The following is a 23542-nucleotide window of genomic DNA, read 5'->3' on the forward strand; positions in this document are numbered from 1 at the left end:
TGCGTCGTGCGGGTGCCGGGGACGGCCCTGCGGGCAGGGCCGTCCCGGCGTGCCGTGCGGTGGCCTCACAGGTGCGCGGTGAGCCACTGGTGGACGGCGAGCGCGGTCGTCTCCGCGTGCTCGTCGAGCATCGAGAAGTGGTCGCCGGCCACCTCCACGCGGGCGTGCTCCAACTGCCAGGCGGGCCTGCGGCCGTCTCCGAGCAACTGGTCCACGGGGGTCCGCGCGGCCACGAAGAGGGTCGGTGTCGTCACCGGGCCCGGCCGCCAGCCGTCCAGCAGCTCCGCGTACCAGGCCATCGCGGTGAGCTGGTCGCCGTCCAGCGGCAGTTGGGGGAACCGGTCGAGCAGCAGGCGTGAGATCCCGGCCATCCGGTGGCACAGGGACTCGCCGGTCAGGTCCGCTCCGCCGGTCGAGCCGGGCGAGTCGAGCAGGACCAGCGCGGCCGGCGCGGCTCCCGCCGCCTCCAGGCGCCGTACGACCTCGTGGGCCGGCCAGGCGCCGGAGGAGTACGCCGCGAGGGCGAACGGCTGTCCCGCGAACCGCCGGAGCAGGGCGTCGGCCTGTACCGCCGCCGCGTCCGCCAGGGTCTGCGGCAGCGCGTCACCGGTCCCGTAGCCGGGCTGTCCGGCGGTCCACACCTCACGTCGGCCGCGGAGTGCGGCGGCGAACTTCACGTACTGGTACGGGCCCGTGGGGGCGATGAGGGACGGCAGGCAGACCAGCGCGGGCCGCTCCACGCCGTCCGCCAGCCGCAGGATCTCCGGCTCGTGGCCGGCCTCGGCGGAGGTGAACCGAGGCCGGAGCCGGGCCGCCGCGGTCAGCAGTTCACTGCCCTGCTGGAGGCTGCCGTTCCGCGAGGCCGCCTGGAAGAGGGCGCTGACGGAAGCCGCGGCGGGGGCCGCTTCCCGGGCGGCGGGGGCGGGAGGGGCGACGGAGGGCGCGGGTTCGGTGGCCGCTTCCTCCGGCGCCGGTTCCGGCCGCAGCCGGGCGACCAGCGCGTCCACGCGGTCGGCCGAGGCGGTGAGGAAGTGGGCGCACAACTGGTCCACGGACTCGGCGTCGAACAGCAGCGTGGAGGAGACCTCGCCGAGGTCCTCGCGGAGCGCGTTGGTCAGTTGCAGGACGAGGATCGAGTCCATGCCGTACGTGCTGAGCGGCTGGGCGGCGTCGATGCGCTCCGCGGGAACGCCGAGCGTCTCGGCGGCCTGGCCGCGGAGGTAGGCGGCCAGAGTCGCGGCGCGGTCGGCCTCGGTGGGGGCGGCAGGGGCGGGTGCCGGTGTGACGGGGAGGAGCGGTTCCGTACGGACGGGTTCTGTACGGGCCGACTCCCTACGGACGGGTTCCGTACGGACAAGCTCGGGCGCGGGCTCGGGCGCCGCCCGGTCCACCGTACGAACCGCCCCCGTCACGGATGCCGCCGGTGTCACGGGAGCCACCGACGCCACCGGACGGCGCTCTGCCCCCACCACCCGCTGCCGGGCGACCCCGTCGCTCTCCGCGGCGATGATCTGCTGCCCCAGCTCCCGGGCCTGCGGCAGGACGAAGACGACCTCCGGGAAGCCCTCGCTGTGCAGCACGTCGCGCCAGCTCTCGGGCGACAGGGCGGGCGATCCGGGGATGCGCAGCGGAGCGTCCTCGAACAGCCACCAGCCTTCCAGCAGGCCGAAGGTGAGGTGGCTGAAGACGTCGAACGCCACCAGTTCGTTCAGCAGGAGCCAGCCGCCGTCGCGCAGGGCGGCCTTGGCGTTGCGCAGGGTGTTGCGGGTGTCGCGGGTGGCGTGCAGCACGTTGGCGGCGACGACCAGGTCGTAGCTGCCGGCTTCGATGCCCTGGCCGGCCAGGGGCTGTTCGGCGTCGAAGCGGGTGCAGGAGAGGTAGGGGGCGTCGGGTCCGTAGGCGGTCCGTGCGTGGTTGAGGAACGCCTTGGACAGGTCGGTGTAGGTGTACGTCTCGATGTGGTCCCGGTACGGGCGCAGCGCGGCGAACAGGCCGACGCTCGTGCCGCCGGTGCCCGCGCCGATCTCCAGGATGCGCAGGCGCGCGTCCGGGTTCTGGCGCAGCCGTTGGGCGACGATGTCCACGGCGGCGCCGGCCAGTGCGCGGTTGTAGGTGTCGGCGACCCGGTTGTCGCGGTAGCAGCCCTCGACCAGTTCGACGGAGCCGCGCGGGAAGAGGACGTCGGTGGGGCGGGTGCGGCCGGTCAGGATGTCGGGCAGGGCCCGCAGGGTGGCGTCGACCAGTTCCAGTTCGGCCTTCTTGTCGGGGTCGGCGGACCAGGCGGCGCGGCGGTCGTCCCACTCGCGGAAGAGCGTGGCGAGCGGCGGGGCGGTGTCGGGCAGGACGCGCAGGGCGTGTTCGAGCCAGGTCGTGTAGCGGTCGAGGAGGCCGGCCTGCCGGGCGATCCGGCGGGCGTCGTCGCGGGTGATGTCGCCGGGGGCCGGGGTGTCCGGGCCGACGGCGCCGAGCGCTTCGAGGTGGCCGCGGAGCATGCGGCCGAGCATCGGGTCGCGGGCGGTGCGCCGCCAGTCGGCCACCGCGCGCAGGTTCGCGGCGTCACCCGCCAGGTCGTCCGCCGCGCCGACGGTCACGCGGGGCGCCGGGGACCGTCCGTAGACCGTGGTGCGGAGGGCGGGGTCGACGGCCTCCAGGGCGTCGGTCCGGGTCAGCTTGGTGAAGCTGAGCTGCGGCTGCGGGCCGCCGAGGAGGGTGCCGAGCGCTTCCATGGCCTCGGGCGGCTCGATCGAGGCGAAGCCCCAGCCGGTCATGCGCCGCCGGTGGTAGTCGGAGGACGCGCTGCCCAGGCTGCCCCACCAGCCCCAGTTCAGCACCTTGACCGGGCAGGTCCACTGCCGGGACAACTGGTGGGCGTACGCGTCGGCGAAGGTGCAGCCGGCCGCGTAGTTGCCCTGTCCCGCCGCGGTCGTGAAGGACTGGACCGAGGAGAAGAACACCGCGAAGTCCAGGGGCTCGCCGTAGAACACCTCGGCCATGGCCGAGCTCACGCCGACCTTGGCGGCCAGGCTCGTCCGCAGGGCGGCCTCGTCCATCTTGGCGAAGCTCTGGTCGCGCAGGACGAGGGCCGCCTGCACGACGCCGTGGATGTGCGGGTGGCGGGCCTTGATCTCGGCGTGGGCGCGGCGCAGTGCCACGGGGTCGGCGGCGTCGGCGGAGAGGTAGCGCACGTCGCCGCGGCCGCTGACGGAGCGCAGTTTGGCGTCCACCGACGCGTCGTGCGGGCTGCGGCCGATCCAGATGACGTGGGCGCCGTACCGTTCGACCAGGTGCTGGGTCCACGCGGTGCCCACGCCCCCGGCGCCGCCGATCACGACGTACACGCCGCCTTCGCGGTACGGAGCGGCCGGCGCGGGACCGGCGTCGCACGGGGCCCAGCGGCGGACGAGCCACTGGCCCGCGCGCCGTGCCCAGGTGTCGCCCCCGGAGTGGGCCGGGAGCGCCGTGACGGCTGCGAGCCAGGCGTCCGGCTCCTCCGGGGTGCCGTCGGGTTCGTCGAGGTCGACGCGCCGGACCGTCCAGTTGGTGTACTCGCGGCCGAGCGAGCCGAACAGGCCGTGCAGGCCCGCGTGGGCCGGGCGGATGTCCTCGGCCGCGTGGGTGGCCAGGCCGCGCCGGGTGACGAGGGTGATGCCGAGCGGGCGGGCGTCGTGGTCCGTACGGAGCAGGGCCTTGATCATGCGGAAGGCCGCGACGACGCCCTCCTCCTGGGCGGCCACCACGGCGGCCGCGTCGGTGAGTGCGGGCGCGGTGCCGGGGGCGAGCCACAGGAGGTGGTCGACGGGCCCGGCGGCGGCGAGGAACGCGGTGACCTCGTCGAGCGGCGCGGACGGGGCCAGCGGCCAGGCCGTGGCGCGCGGGTGCCGGACGGCGACCGCGGCGCGCTCGGCGGCCGTACCGCCGACGACCAGGACCCGGTCGGTGCGGGACGGGACGGCCGTCCCCTCGCCGCCGTCCGTCTCCGTACCCGGCAGCGGCTCCCACACGGGTGCGAACAGGGACGGCAGCGGCTCCTTCACCCGGCGCGAGGTGTAGCCGGTCATCCGGACGCACACCGCCCCGTCGGTGTCGAGCAGGTCGATGTCGAGTTTGCTGAGGGCGCTCGCCGCGCCGTCGTCGGCGACGCGGACGACGGCCCACATGGAGTCCGCGCAGGGCGCGAAGAGTTCCAGCCGCTCCAGGGCGAACGGCACCACCGTTTCGCGGGACGCCTCTCCCCCGGCCAGTTGCAGGGCGATCGACGCCTGTACGGCCGAGTCCATCAGCGCCGGGTGCAGGACGTACGGCGTGGCGGGCCGGTCGGCGGCGTCGGGCATGCGCAGTTCGGCGAGGACCACGCCGTCGCCCACGTGCGCCGCGCGGACCGCGCGCAGCGACGGGCCGTGGGTGATGCCCATCGCCACCAGCGCCGCGCTGATGCGCTCGGGGGTCACCGGGGTCGGGCAGAGCGCGCGGAGCGCCGTGAGGTCGGTACGCGGCGGGCGCGGTGTGTCGGAGCGGCTGACGCGTCCTTCGGAGCAGACGGCAGGGTCGGCGGTCCCGGAGGTGACGCGGAAGGAGACGGTGTGCTCGTCCACCGGGGTGACGAGGACTTCGGCCTCGGTGGGCGTGCCGTCGGCGACGAGCGGCTGGACCCAGGTGATGTCCCGGATGCGCAGCGGGGTCGTGGCGTCGGCGCCGAGTGCGTGCCGGGCCGTCTCGCGGGCCATCTCCAGGTGGGCGACGCCCGGCAGGACCCGCCGGCCGCCCACCGAGTGGTCGCGGAGGATCGGTTCGTCGCCGGTCAGGACGGTGACGGTGCGCACCGCGCCGGCCGTGCCGGGCACGGGCGACGGCGCGCCGGCGGTGAGGGAGCCCGGGGCGGGCCCGGCAGGCCGCGCCGACGCGGGCCGGAACGCTTCGGCCCGGGCGGGCGGGGTGTCCGTCGCCCAGTGGCTCTCCTTGGCGAACGGGTACGTCGGCAGGGGCACGCGCAGGTAGGCGCCGGGTGTGAACAGCGCGCCGGGATCGAGGTCCTGGCCCCGTACGTAGCGCTCGGCGAGGGACTTCAGACCCGCCAGAACCTCCGCGTCCGTACGGTCGCCCGAGGCACCTTGGGTGCTGCCGTTGAGGCTCGCCGCGCCTCCGCCGGAAGCGCCGGGGCCTCCTGTGAACGCGTGCGGCCCGTCGAGCCCTTCGTCCAGGACCCGCAGCAGTTCGGCAGGGTCCCGTACGACGCAGGCGAAGCGGTGCGCGAAGTGCTCCCGGCCGACGACGAGCGTGTGCGCGAGGTCACCGAGGTCCGGGGAGGGCTCGCGGCGGCAGTGCGCCGCCAGACGCGTCAGTTGCTCGGCCAGTTGGTCACGGGAGTGCGCGGACAGCACGACGAGGTGGCCCGGGGTCCGCGGACGCGGCCGGGAGCGCGGTACCGGCGGTGCCTCCTCGACCAGGACGTGGGCGTTGGTACCGCTGGCTCCGAAGGAGCTGACGGCGCCGAGGCGCGGGACGCCGGGCAGCGCCTGCCACGCGTGGGTGCGGGTGCTGAGGTAGAAGGGACTGCCGTCCAGCGGTACGGCCTCGTTCGCCTTCTCGAAGTGCAGCGAGGCGGGGATCTGCCGGTGCCGCAGCGCGAGCAGGATCTTCAGTACGCCGGCCACGCCCGCCGCGAACTGGGTGTGCCCGAGGTTGGTCTTGAGCGAACCGAGCGCGCAGTAGCCGGTCTTGTCGGTGCTCGCCCGGAACGCCCGGGTCAGCGCGCCGAACTCGATGGGGTCGCCGAGCTTGGTGCCGGTGCCGTGCGCCTCCACGAGCTGGATGTGCCCGGCGTCGACGCCGAAGCCGTCGTACACCTCGCGCAGCAGGCTCTCCTGCGAGACGGAACTCGGGGCGGTGATGCCGTTGGTGGCGCCGTCGTGGTTGGTGCCGCAGCCGCGGATCACCCCGTGCACGTGGTCACCGTCCGCGAGCGCGTCGTCCAGCCGCTTGAGGACCAGCACACCGACGCCCTCGCCCGGCACGAAGCCGTCGGCGCGATGGTCGAAGGTGTGGCAGCGCCCGGTCGGCGAGAGCATGTTGGCGCGCCCGGCCAGCTCGTACAGCCGCGGTGTGGACTGGACGAAGACGCCGCCCGCCAGGGCCATCTCCGTCTCGCCCGACCAGAGGTCCTTGCACGCGAGGTCGAGGGCGACGAGCGAGCTGGAGCACGACGTGTCGACGGCGACGGCCGGGCCCTTGAGGTTGAGGAAGTACGAGACCCGGCTCGGGATGAAGGAGGCGGTGTTGCCCCAGAACGCCTGGGCAGGGGCGTCCGCGCCGATCAGTTCGGCGTAATCGCCGTTCCAGCAGCCGACGTAGACACCGCAGCGGCGCTCGCTGAGCTGCCGTCCCGCGTAACCGGCGTCTTCCAGGGCCTTCCACGACTCCTCTAGCAGGAGCCGCTGCTGCGGGTCCATGGTGGCGGCCTCGACGCCCGAGATGTTGAAGAACAGCGGGTCGAACGCGTCGATACGGTCGAGGAAGCCGCCCCGGGTGCAGCGGCGCGCCGCGTCGGCGGGGTCGGGACCGGCCAGGTCCCAGCGGGTGGCCTCGGTGACGAGTTCGTCGCCGTCGACCAGGTGCTGCCAGAGTTCGTCCAGCGTGTCGGAGCCGGCGAAGCGTCCGCTCATGCCGACGACGGCGATGGGGGGCCGCGGGTCGGCGGGTCCGGAGCGGCCGGGCCGGGGGCGGGTCGCGGTGACGGGTGCGGGGACGGATGTGGATGCGGGGACGGATGTGGGAGTGGTGGCGGGTACCGGGGTGGCGGCGGCCGGTACCGGCGGGTCGGTGAACGTGATGGCGTCCCGGTGGTCGGTGAGCAGGTGGGCGGTGAGGCGGTCGGCCGAGCTGTGGTCGTAGATGACGCTGGTCGACAGGTCGAGGGCGAGTGCTTCGTTGAGCTCGTGGACGAGGCGGACGCCGAGGATGGAGTCGACGCCGTAGTCGGCGAAGGCGAGCGCGCCGTCGATCTCGTCCTCGCCCATGGCGAGGGCCCGCGCCAGCTTGTCCCGCACCACGCGGGCGACCCGCTCTTCCAAGGGCTCGGAGAGCTTCAGGGGCTCCAGGGATTCCGAGGATCTCGACGGCTCAGCGATCCCCGGATCGGTGGCGGGCGGCGGCGCGGCGGGCAGGCCGCCCTGTGCGGCCTCCTCGCGCACCGGGTCGAGATCCGCGATCCAGTAGCGGTCCTGGGCGAAGGGGTACGTCGGCAGCGCGACCCGCCGGGGTGTGTCCGGCCCGTGCAGTACGCGCCAGTCGAGCGGTACCCCGCCGGCCCAGAGCGCGGCCAGCCGGTCCAGCTTCCCGGCCCGTACCCAGCGTTCGATCAGCAGTTCCTGGAGGTCGTCGTCGGCAGCCAGCTCCGCGAAGGCGCCTTCGGCGCTCCCGGCGGTGCCCCGGTGGAGGCCCGGCACCGTGTCCGCCCCGTCGAGATGGGCGAGCAGGGCACTGCGCAGGTCCCGTGCCGAGGCCGCGACCACCGCGAGGCGTTCGGTCATGGCCTCGCGCCCCGTCTGGAGGGTGAAGGCGAGGGCGGCCGGGTCGATGTCCGTAGCGCTGTCGCCGCCGAGGTGGGCCGCCAGGCGTTCGGCGGAGCGGCGCAGGTGCTCGGGGGTACGGGCCGACAGCACGAAGAGCTGGTCGCGGCCGGCGGCCGGCACGGGCCCGGTGCCGTACCGCTCGCCGAACTCCTCCACGATGACGTGGGCGTTCGAGCCGCCCGCGCCGAACGAGGAGACCGCCGCGATCCGCGGCCCGCCGGCCGTCTCCCACGGGGTCAGCTCGCGCTGTACGAAGAACGGTGTCTTCTCGAAGGCGATGTTCGGGTTGGGCTCCTCGGCGTGCAGGCTCGGCACGAGCTGCCGGTGCTGGAGCTGGAGCACGGCCTTGGTGAGCCCGGCGATGCCCGCCGCGGCCTCCAGGTGCCCGATCCCCGACTTCACCGAGCCGATCGCACAGAACTGCCGGTCCGCCGTGTCCTGTTCGAAGGCGCTGGTCAGGCCCTTGATCTCGATCGGGTCGCCCAGTTCCGTACCGGTGCCGTGCGCCTCGACGCAGCTCACGTCCCGTGCCGTGACACCGGCGCGCTCCAGGGCGTCGCGCAGCAGTTCCGCCTGGGCGCGGGGGCTGGGCACCGTGTAGCCGTTGGACCGGCCGCCGTGGTTGATGCTGGTGCCCCGGACGACCGCGCGGATGTGGTCGCCGTCGGCGAGGGCGCGCGAGAGCGGCTTGAGCAGGACGCAGCCGACGCCTTCGCCGGGGACGAAGCCGTCGCCGCCGCTGCCGAAGCTGCGGCAGCGGGCGTCGGTGGACAGCATCGTGGAGCGGCACAGTTCGACGTAGTCGAGCGGGTGGAGGTACAGGTTCACGCCACCGGCGACGGCCATCTCGCAGGCGCCCTGGTGGAGGTGTTCGCACGCCTCGTGGATCGCGGTGAGCGACGCCGAGCACATGGTGTCGATGGTCAGGCTCGGCCCGCACAGGTCCAGGACGTAGGACGTACGGGCGCTGAGCGAGGCGAAGGACAGCGCGGGGACGACGGTCTCCCCCGAGGGGAGGCGTCCCGCGCCGTGCCGCCCGTGGCCGGTCTTGGTGACACCGGCGAACACGCCGACGCGCTTGCCGTGCCGGCGCGCGATCTCCTCGCGGGAGTACCCGGCGTCCTCGAACACCTGCCACGCCGCCTGGAGGAACAGCCGCTCCTGCGGGTCCATGGCGTAGGCGTCCCGCGGTGCGATCCGGAAGTGCAGCGGGTCGAACGCGGCGAAGTCGTCCAGGAAGCCGCCCCACTTGCTGTAGCTGCGGCCGGTGGCGACCGCCTTCTCGCGGTCCGGCTCGAAGAAGCCGTCCAGCGCCCAGCGGTCGGCGGGGATCTCCCCGACGCAGTCCCGTCCGGCCTTCAGGTTCTCCCAGAAGGCGGCGAGGTCGGCGGCCTGCGGGTAGCGGCCGCTCATACCGATGATCGCGATGGGTTCGCGGTCCGCGGGGGTGGCGGAGCGGGGCGCGGGGGCGGTGTACGGCGCGGGAGTACGGTCCGCCACCGCCTCACCGGACGGCTCCGGGCCGGCCGTCGCCGGTGCACCGGCCCAGGCGCGGGCCGTCTCCGGGTGCTCGGCCGCCAGGTGCCCGGCGATCGCCCGCAGGGTCGGGAACTCGTAGAAGAGCGTCGTCGGTACGTCCGCGAACACGGCGGCCAGCTCCTTGTTCAACTGGACGATCAGGATCGAGTCGAGGCCCATCGCGCCCAGTTCCCCGTCGGCGTCCACGGCCCGCGCGGGCAGTTTGGTGACCCGGGCGAAGAGCGCGACCAGCAGGCGCAGGGTTTCGCGCGCGAGGCGCCCGTCCACCGGGGCCTGCGCTGCTGCTCCGGCCCGTACCGGCGCCTGCGCGGCGGCGGTACGGCCCGAAGTCCCCGGCACCCGTGCCGCGTCACCGTGGTACACCCACACCTGCTGCGCGCCCAGGCGCCAGGCGCCGGTGAGCGCCGCGAGCCCGTCTTCCGTCTCCATGGGCGCCAGGCCACGGCTGCGCCACAGGTGGGCGAGCGTGCCCGCGTCGACGGTCATCCCGCCGTCCTTCCACAGCGGCCAGGCGACCGACAGGGTGCGGCCCGCCCGCTCCCCCACCGCCACCCGCGCGTCGCGGAGCGCGGCGAACGCGTCGAGGAAGGCGTTGGCCGTGGCGTAGTCCGCCTGGCCCGGGTTGCCGGTGACCGCGGCGCCCGAGGAGAAGGTGAGGAAGAAGTCGAGCGGGTCGTGCCGGGTGGCCCGGTCGAGGTGGACCAGCCCGTCGGTCTTGGGTGCGAGCACCTCCTCCCAGTCCTCGGCCGTCTTGCCGGTGAGCGAGGCGTCGCGCAGGACGCCGGCGGCGTGCACGACCCCGGAGAGTTCTCCGGCGTGCTCCCGGGCCCGGGTGAGGAGGTGGCGTACCTCCTCCCAGCGCGAGACGTCCGCGCTCTCGTAACGGGCGACGGCACCGGCGGCGCGCAGTTCGCCCAGGAGCGCTTCGATCCGGTCGTCCTGCGGCGACCTGCCGACGAGGACGAGCACCGGGTGTTCGACGTCCCGCGCGATGCGGCGGGCCACGGCCGCGCCGATACCGCCCGCGCCGCCGGTGATCAGGTATCCGCCGCCCGCGCGCCACGGCAGATCCGCAGTGTCCGCAGTGTCCGCCGGGGGCGCTGCCGGGTGCCAGGTCCGTACGGAGCGCTCAGCGCCCTCGTGGCGGACCAGGTCGGCGTCCGTGTCGCGGGCGTCCGCCACGACGGCGGCGGCAACCGCGTCATCCGTGCGGGCGCCACGGAACGCGATCAACTGGCCTTTCACAGCCGGCGTTTCGAGGGACACGGTACGGAGCAGCCCGGCGAGCGCCAGGTTGACCGCCTCGTCACCGTCCGCCGGTGTCACGACCTGGACGAGGGTGGTGCGGCCGACGGTCGCGTCGGCGGCGACGTCCCGGACCATCGCGAAGACCTGCTGTGACACGTCTCTGAAGCGGCTGTCCAAGCGCTGCTTGGCCGACTCGACGGTCATGCAGCGCACACCGGGCACGCTCCGCTCGACCGCACCGCGCGCGGAGGTGAGTGCGCCGCACAGGAGCACGACGCGGTGGTCGGCGGTACTGCCGGCGTCGGTGCTCGACGGGGCCGGACGGGGAGTCCACCGCGGCGTCAGCAGTGTCGTACCGATCACAGGGCTGTCGTCGGACGCCACCTCAGGGGCAGCCACCTCAGGAGCTGCCTCGGAACGCGTTCCGGGAATCCAGTAGCGCCCGCGGGCGAACGGATACGTGGGCAGATGGGCCCGCTTCGGCACGCGCGGCCCGTACAGCGCGCGCCAGTCGACGGCCGCGCCTTCGGTCCAGCGCGCCAGCACCTGACTGCGTGCCGCCTCGCCCTCCGGCCGCTCCCCGCCGCTGACGAACGCGCGCAGCTTGCCGACGAGTTCGCCGCGCGAGCGGACCACCCAGCCCACCCGCTCGGCCATCGCCTGGCGTCCCGCCTGGAGGGTCCAGGCGACCGAGCGGAGGGGCGCCGGGTCGGGGCCTTCGAGGTACGCGAGGAGGTTTCCCGCCGCCTCGGTCAGTTGCTGCGGCGTCCGTGCCGACAAGGGCACGATCACGTCGGTGGTGTCGGTGGTGTCCACTGTCTCGCTGGCCTCCAGGGCCTCGGTACCGGCATCGTCCTGCACGTATTCCTCCACCACGACATGGCAGTTGGCGCCGCCGAAGCCGAAGCTGCTCACGCCCGCGCGCCGGGGCGCGGACCCGCCGTCCGCCGTGCGCGGGCGCGGCCACTCCTCGTTCTCGCGCACGATCCGGAACGGGCCGCCGTCGAGTTCGATGTACGGATTGATCTCGCGGCAGTGCAGCGTCGCCGGAAGGACGCCGTGCCGCATCGCGAGGACGACCTTCAGGAGCCCCGCGATGCCGGCGGCCGCCTCCAGGTGTCCGATGTTCGTCTTGACCGACCCGAGTCCGCAGGCGGCCCGGCCGGTGGCGCCGAGCCTGCGGAACGCGGTCTGCAGGGCCCGTACCTCGACGGGGTCGCCCAGGGCGGTGCCCGTCCCGTGGGCCTCGATGTAGCCGACGGTGTCGGGGTCGGTGCCGCGCAGCGCCGTGGTGACCAGTTCGGCCTGGGCGTCGGCGTTGGGTGCGGTCAGGGAGTTGGCCCGGCCGCCGTGGTTCTCCGCGCTGCCACGCAGCACCGCGAGGATCGCGTCCCCGTCCCGTTCGGCCGCGGCCAGCGGCTTGAGCACCACGGCGCCGACGCCTTCGCCGCGCACGTACCCGTCCGCGTCGCTCGCGAAGGCCTTGCACCGGCCGTCCGGGCTCAGCATCCCGGCGCGGTGCGCGCTGACGAAGGTGTCCACGCTGAGCAGCAGGTTGACCCCGCCGGCCACGGCCGCGTCGCAGGCGCCCGACCGGATGGCCTCGACGGCCCGGTGGACGGCGACCAGCGAGCTGGAGCAGGCGGTGTCGACCGGCTCACTGGGCCCGCGCAGGTCCAGCACGTACGAGATGCGGTTGGCGAGCATCGAGTGCGCGTTGCCCGTCGAGGTGAACGCGTCCGGCTCGACCCCGTACGTCGTGAGCAGCGTCGCGTAGTCGGTGCCCGAGACGCCGAGGAACAGGCCGGTGTTCCGTGGCAGGTCGGAGGGTGTGTACGCGCTGTCCTCCAGCGCGCTCCAGACCGTTTCGAGAGCGAGGCGGTGCTGCGGGTCCATCAGCTCCGCCTCGCGCGGGTAGACGCGGAAGAAATCCGCGTCGAAGGCGTCCACGTCGTCCAGGACTCCGGCGTGCCGGGGGAAGTCGGCGGCCTCGGCGATACGGCGGTACGTGGCGTCGTAGCGGTCCAGCGGGAAGGCGGTGACCGAGTCCCGGCCCGCGACGAGGTTGGCCCAGTAGGTGTCGAGGTCGGGCGCGCCGGGGAAGCGGCCCGCGGCGCCGATGACGGCGACGGGCTGCGAGGGGTCCGGGGGCGACGCGGGGGCGGGAGCCGGTGCGGTCCGTACGGAAGCCGTCGGCTCGGAGGTGACGGTGGCCGCCGCCGGGGCGCTCCCCGGCCGCTCGTACGCGGCCCGCACGGGCTCCCCGTACTCCGCGACGAGGTGCCGGGCCAGCGCGTCGAAGGTGTTCACGTCGAAGAACGCGGCGGGCGTCACCTCGGCGCCGAACCGTTCGCCGATGAGCCGGGCGAAGGTGACGAAGGAGATCGAGTCGAAGCCGAAGGCGTCGAAGCCGGTGTGGGCGTCGAGTTCGGCGGGCTCGTACTTGAGGATGCCGGACGCCAGGGTCCGCAGCTCGGCGACGACGAACGCGGTGAGGCCGTCGCCGGGAGCCTCGGGTTCCGCGCGCGGAACGCGCTGCCGCTCGCGCGGTGCGTGCGGTACGTCGTCACGTACGCCGCCGTCGTCCTCGCAGCTCACACCCACGCACTCCGCGAGCACCCCGCCGCTGCCGTCCAGCAGCCGGATCGTTCCCTCGAACGGCCTGTTGCCGGCCGGAGCAGGGTCCGGCACGAGGACGACGTGCGCCACCTCGCCGTCACCCGCCGCGCCGAGGACGCGCACTTCCGCGATCCGGTGCGGCCGCGTCTCCCGCCACTGCGGCAGGCCGCGGTGCTTCGCGTCCAGCCGCAGGCCCTGGGTGACGGCCGCGAGGACGTGCGGGGCGATGGTGACGTTGCGCCGTACGGTGTCGCGCCGCAGTTCCGGCGCGGTGACGTCGAGGACGAGCCGCCCGTCGGACAGCCAGTACGCGCCCGTGACCCCGGAGAGCAGCGCCGGGTGGACGAGGCCGCCCTCGGCGAGCTCCGTCCGGACCTCGTCCGCGCCGAGCGCACGGACCGCGCTGCCGCGCAGGCCGGCGGGGGACGCGCCGCGCTCGGAGTGCCGGGCGGGCGGGCCCGCCTCCTGTGCGTCGTACGCCTCGAAGGCGGCGACGAGCGTACGGGCGCCGGACGCGTCCTGCGCGAACACCGCGCCGGTCGCCGCGCCTTCGCCCGGGGGCTCGATCACCGTCGTGACCAGCCGCTCGGTGGTGTCCCAGGCGACCGGGGCGGGCAGCCGCAGGCCGCGGACCACGGGGTCGGCCGCGAAGCCGGAGACCTTCGCCGCGGCGAGCGCCAGGTCGACGGCGAAGGTGGGGACGACGCGGGGCTTCTTGTCCTGCTGGTAGCCGTAGTCGCCGAGGTCGTCCAGGTGGACGTCGAGGCCGTAGCGCAGGCCGTCGAGGTCGGACTCGTTGCGGCCGAGGAACGGGTGGAGCTTGTCGCGCAGGGCGAGCGGCGCGAGGACGGACGGCGCGCCGTCCTCCTGCGGCACCCAGCACCGCACCCGCTCGAACGGGTAGGCGGGCAGCGGGACGCGCCGCAGCCTGCGCGTCCCGGTCAGCCGGGTCCAGTCGACGCTCTTGCCGCCGGTCCAGGTCACGGCCAGTTCGCGGGCCTCCGCGGCGCGCGGGTCGTCGCTGCCCAGGGCCGCGTCGAGGTCGCTGTCCCCCGCGAGCCGGCGCTCGACGGCCCGCAGCGCCCCTGGGATGTCCTTGGCGAAGAAGGCCCACCGGCGCGGCAGTTCGTTCTTGCCGACGCGCAGGGTGTGGGCGATCGACGGCAGGTCGGCCGGGTCGGCCTGCTCCAGATACGTACGGAAGCGGGCGAGGGACGTTTCCAGCGCGCTGTCGGTCATCGCGGAGAACACGAGGAGTTCGTCGCGGCCGTCGGTGGTGTCGTACGGGCGCGCGGCCGGGTCCGGGACGTGCTCCTCGATGATGATGTGCGAGTTCATGCCGCCCGCGCCGATGGAGGTGAGCCCGGCGCGCCGCGGGTGCACGACGGTGCGTCCGCCGTCCTCGGTGACCGCCGGTTCCCAGGGAGCGAGTTCGCGCTGCACGCGGAAGGGCGTGCCGGAGAAGTCGATGTCGGGGTTGAGTTCCGCGCTGTGCAGCGACGGGACGAGGGTGCGCTTGTCCAACTGGAGGAGGACCTTCGCCAGGCCGACCATGCCGGCCGCGTGCAGCAGGTGCCCCATGTTGGACTTCACCGAGCCGAGGGCGCAGAACCCGGAGTCCTCCGTGTGCTTGCGGAAGGCGGTGGTCAGCGCCCTGACCTCGATGGGGTCGCCGAGCGACGTCCCCGAGCCGTGCCCTTCGACGTAGCTGACCGTGCGGGCGTCGATCCCCGCGTCCTGGACCGCCTTGTCGATCGCGCGGGCCTGGGCGTGCGGGCTGGGGACGGTGAAGCCGTTGCGGGCGCCCGCGTTGGACAGGGCGGTGCCCTTGATGACCCCGTACACGTGGTCGCCGTCGCGTTCGGCCTCGGTGAGCGGTTTGAGGACGACGGCGCCGACGCCCTCGCCGAGGATCGTGCCGTCCGCGCCGAGCCCGAAGCTGCGGATCACGTCGGAGGTGGCGGTGGTGAAGTGCTCGTGCGAGGAGGTGACGAGGTTGTAGGGGTGCAGCAGCAGGTTGACGCCGCCCGCCACGGCCATCCGGCACTCGCCGGCGCGCAGCATCTGGACGGCCTGGTGCACACAGGTGGACGAGCCGGAGCACATCGTGTCGAGGAAGATCGACGGTCCGGTGAACCCGTAGAAGTACGACAGCATGTTGGGCAGCGTCCCGGTGTAGCTGCCGCTGGCGGGCGAGCCCCGCAGCAGGCTGTTCTGGAAGCCGTGCAGCCCGTAGTGGTTGCTCATGGCGCCGACGAGCACGCCCACGTCACCGTCGTACTGCCGCTGGAGGGTCTCACGGGAGTACCCCGCGTCCTCCAGGGCTTCCACACCGGTCTGGAGAAAGAGGCGCACCTCCGGGGACATCAGTTCCGCGTCGCGCTTGGAGACGCGGAAGTAACGCGGGTCGAACCGGTCGATGTCACGGAGGAAGGTGCCGGTGCGGATGGCGCTCTTGCCGGGGACCTCCCGGTCGGGGCTGTAGATCGCGTCGTGGTCCCAGCGGTCGCGCGGGACCTCTTCGAAGGTGTGGCGGCCTTCTTCGAGGAGCGTCCACAGCTCGTCGAGCGTGTCCACGCCCGGGTAGGTGCCCGAGACGCCGATGACGGCGATGTCGTGGCGGTCGTCGCGGTCCCTGGGGGCGCCGGACGCTCCGGGGGCGGGTGCGGCGGGCCGGGCCGGTGCGGGGCGCGTGAAGCGGGCGCGCGGGGCGGGCGGTGCGGCGACCGCTGTCGCCTGCGTGTCGCCTGCGGTCTCCGGCTCGTCCGCCGCTCCCAGTACGGCCAGGAGCTTGTCCCGGTGCGTCCCGGCGAAGTACTCGGCGACGCCTTCGATCGTGAGGTACTCGAAGAAGATCGTCTTCGGCAGTTGTCCGAAGAGCGCTTCGAGGCGCGCGGTCATCTCCAGGATGCTGAGCGAATCGATCCCGTACTCGACGAGGTTGACCGCCGGGTCCATCGCGGCGGGGTCGTGGTGGAGCACCTCGCTCAGGTGGTGCTTGAGCAGGTCGGCCGTACGCTCCAGAAGTTCGCCGTCGTCCAGCTCCGGGCCGGTCATGGGCTCACCGGACGTGCCGGACGCGACCGGTGCCGCCTCGGCGGCGGGCAGACGGCGCTCAAGGCCGACGGTGGCGTCCGCCCCGAAAGCGACGACGACGTGACTCGGGGCGTCGTCGTCCAGGACGCGCCCCAGGACGCGCAGGCCGTCCTCGGTCGGCAGGGGTTCCCAGCCGCGTTCCGCCCGCATCGTCGCGCGCGTCACGGCGTCGGCCGTCATACCGCCGTCGGCCCACAGGGGCCAGCTCACGGCGGCGGTGCGGCCGGAGCGTTCCCCGACGCCGACGAGGGCCTGGCGGTGCTGCGCGAAGGCGTCCAGGAAGGCGTTGGCCGCGGCGTAGTCGGCCTGTCCGGAGTTTCCGTACACGCCCGCCACGGAGGAGAAGACGACGAAGAAGTCGAGCGCGAGGTCGCGGGTCGTGGCGTCGAGGTGCAGCGCGCCGCGTACCTTGGGCGCCGTCACCAGGGGAATGTCGGCGGCGTCCTTGTGCAGCAGGTACGCGTCGCGCAGGACGCCCGCCGCGTGCACGACGCCGTCGAGCCGGCCGTGCTCGCCGGTGATGGTGCGGACGGCGCGCTCCACGTCGTCCTTGCGGGCGATGTCGGCGGCCACGTAGTGCGCGTCGACACCGGATTCGCGGAGTGCGGCGAGGGTGGTGTCGCCCGTCTCCGGGAGTTCCGTCCTGCCGCTCAGTACGACGGTGACGCCGGGGCAGCGCGCGAAGTACCGCGCCAGGTGCTGCCCGAGCCCGCCGAGGCCGCCGGTCACCCAGTAGACGCCGCCTTCCTTCAGCGGCGGCACGTGCGGCCCGTCGCCGAGCGCGACGTCCACGGGCCGCCACTCCTGGCGCGTCCCGGCGCCGTCTTCGGTGCGCCGGAGTTCGCAGGCGTCGTACGGGTCGGCGCCTTCCTCGGCGAGGATGCGGGCGATCCGCTCGGGTGTGGCGGTGTCGAGTCCGGCGACGCGGACCAGGCGTCCGCCGACGAGCGGGTTCTCCAGGGCGGCGGTCCGGAAGAGGCCGGTGAGCGGCGCGTGGAAGTGCCGGGGCACCCGGTCGTCCACGAGGACGACGAAGCGGTGGGGCCGGTCCGGTCTGGCGCCGAGCACGTCCCGCAGGTGTCCGACGAGGAGTTCGAGCACGGCGTCCACGCCGTCGGCCACCCGGTCGGCGGTGACGGCGGGCAGTGCGGTCACGGGGCTTCCGGCGGCGGTCGCGACCACGGCGGCATGACCGGCGGCCCGTCCCGCGAGGAAGCCGTGCACCGTGGTGGCGCCGGGCCCGTCCGTGGTGGTACCGGACCCGTCCGTGGCGGGCGGCGCGTCCACCCAGCGGCAGGTGCCCGCGACGACGCGCGGCGCGGCGCCGCCGCCGGCCGGGGTGCCGGGCTGGGCGGATACGTCGTCGGCCGGCGCGGTGCGCTGCACCAGTCCCCGCAGGCGGGCGCCGACGACGCCCTCGGCGTCGCACAGGTCGATGTCGAAGGTGTCGGCGCCGCCGCTGTCGCCGCTGCGCCGTACCCAGGCCCAGGTGCCGGAGGCGCAGGGCCGGTGGATGTCCACCTGGTCCAGCGTGAAGGGCAGCGCCGGTCCGGCGGCCGGGCCGGGCGCGGTGTGCGCCATCAGGACCAGCGTCGCCTGGAGGGCCGCGTCCAGCACGCTGGGCGGCAGGACATGCCCGGTGCCCTCGTCGTCGGAGCGCGGCTGTTCGATCCGGACGAGCAGTTCCGTCTCGCCCAGTTGGAGTTCGGCCATGCCGCGCATCCCGGGGCCGTACTGGAGGCCCTGCTCACGCAGTGCGGCGTACGCGTCCGCGGGATCGTGCGGGGTGGGGCAGGCCGCGCGCAGCGCGTCGAGGTCGAGGGCCGGCGGTTCCTCGGGGGCATCCGTCTCGGCGGTGCCCCAGCAGTGGACGACGGCCGACGGGTCGAGCGCCGACGGGCCCGTGTACACGGTGAGCGAGACGGTGCCGTCGTCGTTCTCCCCGGGGAAGAGTCCCACCTGCACCTCGGCGGGGGCGTCGGCCACGACCAGCGGGCGCAGCCACGCGATGTCGCGCAGGCGGACCGCCGGGCCCGTACCGTCGCCGTGGCCCACGGCCGCCACCACCGCGGCACGGAGCATCTCCACGTACGCGGCGGCGGGCAGCACGCGGGCGCCGCGTACCTGGTGGGAGGCGAGGAAGGGCTCGTCGCCCGTGAAAGCGGAGGTGTAGCGCTGCTCGAAGAGGCTGGAGGTGTTGCGGTGGAGGAGCGGGTGCAGCGCCGGGCCCGCGTCCGGCGCGCCGTCCTCCGTGGGGGCCCGGAACCAGTGGCGTTCGCGGGCGAACGGGTAGACGGGCAGCCGTACGCGTCGCGGACGGGCGCTCTCGTCCTGCGTGGCGTATCGCGCCGCCCAGTCCTCGTCCGGGCCGCCTTCGACCCAGCGCGTCGCGGTCTCCAGGAGTCCGGCCGCGTCGTCGGCCGCCGTCCCGGCGCCGGTGTGCACGGCGGAGTCCGCGAGCGTGCCGTCCAGGAAGGCGTCGAGGGACGCGGCCAGTTCGGCGCGGTCGCTCACCAGGAACGCGACGCGTGCGGCCATCGGTTCGCGGCCGGTCTGCAGGGTGTACGCGATGTCGGCGAGCCGCTGTGCGGGGCGCAGCCCGGCGGTGGGGCCGTCCCCGTCTTCCGCCTCCTGCGCGCGCAGGTGGCCGAGGAGGGCGCGGGCGACGGCGCGCAGCCGATCGGGGGTCTTCGCGGAGAGCGGTACGAGGTGCGGGCCGCCGGGTTCGGTGTCCGGCGCGTCGTCGGCCGCGGGCAGGTGTTCCTCCAGCACCACGTGCGCGTTGGTGCCGCCGAAGCCGAAGGAGCTGACGCCCGCGCGGCGCGGCGCCGCGCTGCCGTCGGGCGCGGGCGGCGGCGCGTCCCAGGGCTGGGTGTCGCGCACGATGCGGAACGGGCTGCCGTCGAGCTTGACCAGCTTGTTCTGCCGGGTGAAGTTGACCGTCGCGGGCAGCGTCCGGCAGGCGAGGGCGCCGATCACCTTGACCATTCCCGCGACGCCCGCGGCGCCTTCGAGGTGCCCGATGTTGGTCTTGACCGATCCGATGCCGCAGCTCTCCGGCCGCGGCTCGGTGCCGTGCGCGGCGTGCAGGGCACGGAACGCCCGCTTGAGCGCGATCACTTCGATCGGGTCGCCGACCGGGGTGCCCGGCCCGTGCGCCTCGATGTACGTCACCGAGTCGGGACGGATGCCGGCGCTCGTGTAGAGCCCTTCGACGAGGTCCGCCTGCGCGGCCGGGTTGGTGACGGTCAGGGAGCTGGTGCGCCCGCCGTGGTTGGTGGCGATGCCCTTGATCACGGCGTGCACCTGGTCGCCGTCCGCCAGCGCCCGGGCGAGCGGCTTCAGCACGAGGACCGCGCCGCCCTCGCCCCGTACGTACCCGTCGGCGTCCTGGTCGAAGGCGCGCGAGCGGCCGGTGCGCGAGAGCATGCCGGCCTGGCTGAAGGCTACGAAGTGCTTCGGTGACCAGACCAGGTTGACGCCGCCGGCCAGGGCGAGGCCGCACTCGCCGTTGCGGAGCGCGGTGACCGCTTCGTAGACCGAGACCAGCGAGCTGGAGCACGCGGTGTCGTTGGTGATGCTCGGGCCCTGGAAGTCGAAGAAGTACGAGACGCGGTTGGCAATGACGGAATACGCGGTACCGGTGGGGAAGTACACGTCGGTGGGCGCCTTCTCGCGCTCCATGAGTTCCGCGTAGTCGGCGTGGCAGACGCCCATGAAGACACCGGTCCGGGTGCCCGCGAAGGCGCTCGCCCGGTATCCGGCGTCCTCGATCGCCTGCCAGGAGAGTTCCAGCGCGAACCGCTGCTGCGGGTCCATGCTCTCGGCTTCCCGCGGCGAGATGCCGAAGAACGCCGCGTCGAAACGGTCGGCGTGCTCGATGAAGCCGCCCCAGACGCTGCTCGTACGGTCGGTGCCGCTCTTCGGCTCGCCGAAATAGCGCTCCTTGGACCAGCGTTCGGGCGGTACCTCGGATATCAGTGACCGGCCCGCGGTGAGATGGCCGAACAGCTCCGGAAGGCTCTCGGAACCGGGAAAGCGGAGGGCGAGGCCGATGACCGCCACGTCGTCCGGGTGCGGGGACTGCGGATCGCTCATCGGGTTCCTCCGGCGCTCAGCCGCGCCCGGCGGTGGTCCACGGTCGTACGCAGGTTGAGTCCGGCTGCGGATGGGGTTCCCATATACCTTTCCCGGTCGAGGACGAACTGCTGGTTGAGGACGGCGGTCGAGAGCAGGTAGACGAACGCCTGGTCCTCTTTGGTGCTGATCTGCTCGTCAGGGGTGGTCATGATCTTGTTGACGAGTTTTCTCGCGAAGACGGGGTCGACGCAGTCGAGCCTGTCCAGCTCCGCGTCGGAGAGCAGCAGTTCGAGATAGTCGGGGCGCTGCTTCTTGAAGACGGCGGCCCCCGGCGCGCGATAGGGCTGTTTGGGCCGGGTCAGACTCGATTCCGGCAGTTCGCCGTGGAACGCCTTCTTGAGAATCGCCTTCTCCTCGAATCCGTCGTCGAAGCGCAGATTCACCGAGGCGGCCGCGCGGACGACGGCGGGATCGAGGAACGGGCAGCGGTTCTCGACACTGTGGGCCAGGCTCATGCGCTCCCCCTGCGTCGACAGGAGGTAGCCGGCCAGCAGCGTCTTGTATTCGAGCCACTGTGCCTTCTGCACCGGCGACAGGGCCGCGTACCGGGGGTCCGAGCGCACCATGGCGAGGAGGTCCGCGAACGGTTCGTCGCGTTCCTTCAGGAGCCGTACGGCGAAACGGCCGTTCTGGTAGCGGAGTTCGTGGGAGAAGAGGCCCGGGAGGCTTTCGGTGGAGAACTGGCGGAACAGGCCGGTGAGGTGTTTGCGGTGCGCGGGGCCGAAATGCTCCAGCTCCGGGTAGAGGCCCGCGAGCCTGCGCTGCCGCTCGTCCTCGTCCAGCTCGTCCCAGGAGGCGCGCAGCAGCGTCTCGCGGAAGAGCGAATAGCCGAGGAACGCCTCGTCCGCCCCCTCGCCGCTGAGGACCGTCTTGATCCCGGCGTCCCGTACGTGGCGCGACAGCAGGTACATCGGCACGAAGGCGGTACGGAAGGCAGGGACCTCGGCGTGGTACACCGCCGACTCGAACCCCTCGGCGATGTCCGCGCCGGTGACGGAGATGGCGGAGTGCCGCGTCCCGAGGTGGTCGGCCACCACCCGCTGGCTGTCCGACTCGTCGAACGACGCCTCCTCGAACTGGACGGAGAAGGTGCGCACCTGGTGCGGCGAGAGGTCGGTGGCCAGCTTGGTGACGATGGACGAGTCGAGGCCGCCGCTGAGGTAGACGCCGACCTCGACGTCGCTGCGCAGGCGCAGTCCGACGCTGGTGCGCAGCGCCTCCCGGACGTGGGCGGCCGCCTCGGCCTCCGTACCGGTGAACGCCGGTGCGTCGACCCGCAATTCCTCGTACGTGCGCAGGGTGCGGCGGTCCCCGCGGACGGTCAGCACGCCGCCGACCGGGAGCTGGCGGATGCCCTGGAACGGGGTGCGGTCGGGCAGCGGGGTCCACAGGGCGTAGACGGAGGCCAGCTCGCGCGGGTCGAGGGCGAAACCGAAGCCCGGGAACGCGCGGAACGCCTTCATCTCCGACGCGAAGAGGAAGGCGCCGCCGTGGTCGGTGTAGAACAGCGGGCGCTTGCCGTACCGGTCACGCGCGAGGACGAGGTCGCCCGAGTGCGCGTCACGGATCGCGAGGGCGAAGGCCCCGTTGAAGCGCGGCAGGCACGCCTCTCCCCACTGGATCCAGGCCTGGAGCGCCACTTCGGTGTCGGAGTCGGTGCGGAACGGCCGGCCGAGCCGGCGCAGTTCCTCGCGCAGTTCGATGTGGTTGTACAGTTCACCGTTGAAGCAGATCCAGTACCGCTCGCCGGGATCCGCCATGGGCTGCGCGCCGGTGGCGAGGCCGACGATCGACAGGCGTACGGCGCCCATCGTGACACCGTCGTCGAGGTAGTACCCGGCCTCGTCCGGGCCGCGGTGCCGGATGTGTCCCAGCATCGTGGTGATGACCCCGGGCGCGTCGTCGGCCGGGAGCGCAGGGGCGATGAAGCCGGCTAGTCCGCACACGGTACGCCTCCTTGTCCGGCACCCGCCCGGGCACTCTTTTCGGCCACCCCCGCGACGAAGGCGTCGAGGTCCGCGAGCGAGACGAAGACGTTCGCGAGAAGATCGTCGTCGGAGATCCGCAGCGCGAACTCGTCCTCGATGAAGGACATGAGCTGGATGTAGCCGAAGGAGTCGATGACTCCCGCCTTGAAGAGGTCCGTCTCGGCCGTCACCTCATCACCGAATTCGACGAGGAAGCGCTCTTCGATGAATTGCTGGATCTTCTGCGTTCTGTTCATGACTCAGGTCCTGGGGTCGGGGAGTGAGGGCGGGGTGGCGGCCCGGATCTTTTCCACCATGCGCAGCAGTGACTTTCCGCCCACCTCTTCGCATTCCGTCGCGGGGTCGGCGGAAAGGAGGTGGCGGACACTGTCCGTCCAGCGCACCGGTTCGACCAGTTGCGCGCTGAGCGTGGAGACGACGGAACCCTTTTCGTACGGCCGTCCGGTGACGTTGGCGATGACGTCCACGTCCGGTTCGGCGAAGGTGAATTTCCGGAGGTGTTCCTCGAATTCGGCGCGGGCGGACGCCATGTAACGGGAATGGAAGGGCGCGCTGACCCGGAGCGGCGCGAAGCGGATCTTCCTGCGCTGCAGTGCGGCGTGCAGGGCGCTCAGCGGTCCGGCGGGGCCGGCCACGACGATCTGCTCGTCGGTGTTGTACCCCGCCACGTCGATGCCGTCGATGCCGTCCTGCGCGAGGATCTCGTCCAGCCGGGAGGCGGTCGTGTGCAGGACGGCGGTCATTCCGCCGCCGCTCGCCGCGGCCATGAGTTCGCCACGCTTCTTGACGAGCTTGAGCCCCGTCTCGAAATCGAATACGCCCGCCGCCAGAAGGGCGTTGTATTCGCCGAGGCTGTGCCCGAGATAGCAGTCGGCCGGCCGGTCCTCGCGCCGGACGCGTTCGAAGGTGTGCAGCGCGTTGACGGTGTAGAGGGCGGGCTGGGTGTACCGCGTCTGCGAAAGCAGTCCGTCCGGGTCGTCGAGGCACAGCGCGACGAGGTCGTATTCCAGGAGGTCGCAGGCGAACCGGGTGAGACCGGGATACCGTCCGAAGACGTCCGCGCCCATACCGCGGAACTGCGCCCCCTGGCCGGGGAAGAGGATCGCTGAGCGCACGGCACCCCTCAGGCGGTCGCGGGCCGGCGGGCGGCCGGGGAGCCGGTGCGGTCCGTGCCGCGGTGCGCCGGACGGCGCCCGGCGCTGCTGTCGTGGCCTTCTGTGAGCATGTCGTCCCTGTTCGCGAGGTGGTTGCTTCGGTCCGGTGCGACGCGCCCTCCCGGTTCCGGCGACGGTCGCCGGCCGGACCGGCGGGCGGGCCGGCGCCATCGTGTGCCACTCCCCTTGC

The 23542-nt window shown here is 73.3% G+C and carries 4 protein-coding genes; all 4 read right to left on the reverse strand.

Annotation, left to right across the window (positions count from 1 at the left end):
- Nucleotides 1–65: 65 nt before the first annotated feature.
- The 4 genes from EJG53_RS03995 to EJG53_RS04010 are packed head-to-tail and all read right to left on the reverse strand — an operon-like array spanning nucleotide 66 to nucleotide 23313.
- On the reverse strand, nucleotides 66–20168 hold the full coding sequence (locus EJG53_RS03995; RefSeq protein ID WP_125043623.1) for an SDR family NAD(P)-dependent oxidoreductase: 20103 nt from the start codon (nucleotides 20166–20168) through the stop codon (nucleotides 66–68).
- On the reverse strand, nucleotides 20165–22156 hold the full coding sequence (gene asnB / locus EJG53_RS04000; protein ID WP_125043624.1) for an asparagine synthase (glutamine-hydrolyzing): 1992 nt from the start codon (nucleotides 22154–22156) through the stop codon (nucleotides 20165–20167). Before asnB ends, EJG53_RS03995 begins: the two co-directional genes overlap by 4 nt.
- The gene (locus EJG53_RS04005; RefSeq protein WP_125043625.1) at nucleotides 22144–22434 is read right to left on the reverse strand and encodes an acyl carrier protein; all 291 of its coding nucleotides are present in this window, start codon (nucleotides 22432–22434) and stop codon (nucleotides 22144–22146) included. Before EJG53_RS04005 ends, asnB begins: the two co-directional genes overlap by 13 nt.
- A 3-nt stretch (nucleotides 22435–22437) precedes the next feature.
- A complete protein-coding gene (locus EJG53_RS04010) occupies nucleotides 22438–23313 on the reverse strand; it encodes an ACP S-malonyltransferase (RefSeq protein WP_244954963.1) in 876 nt (291 codons plus the stop codon).
- Nucleotides 23314–23542 lie beyond the last annotated feature (229 nt).

Origin of the sequence: Streptomyces chrestomyceticus JCM 4735, from assembly GCF_003865135.1 — a bacterium.
GTDB classification, from domain to species: Bacteria; Actinomycetota; Actinomycetes; order Streptomycetales; family Streptomycetaceae; genus Streptomyces; species Streptomyces chrestomyceticus.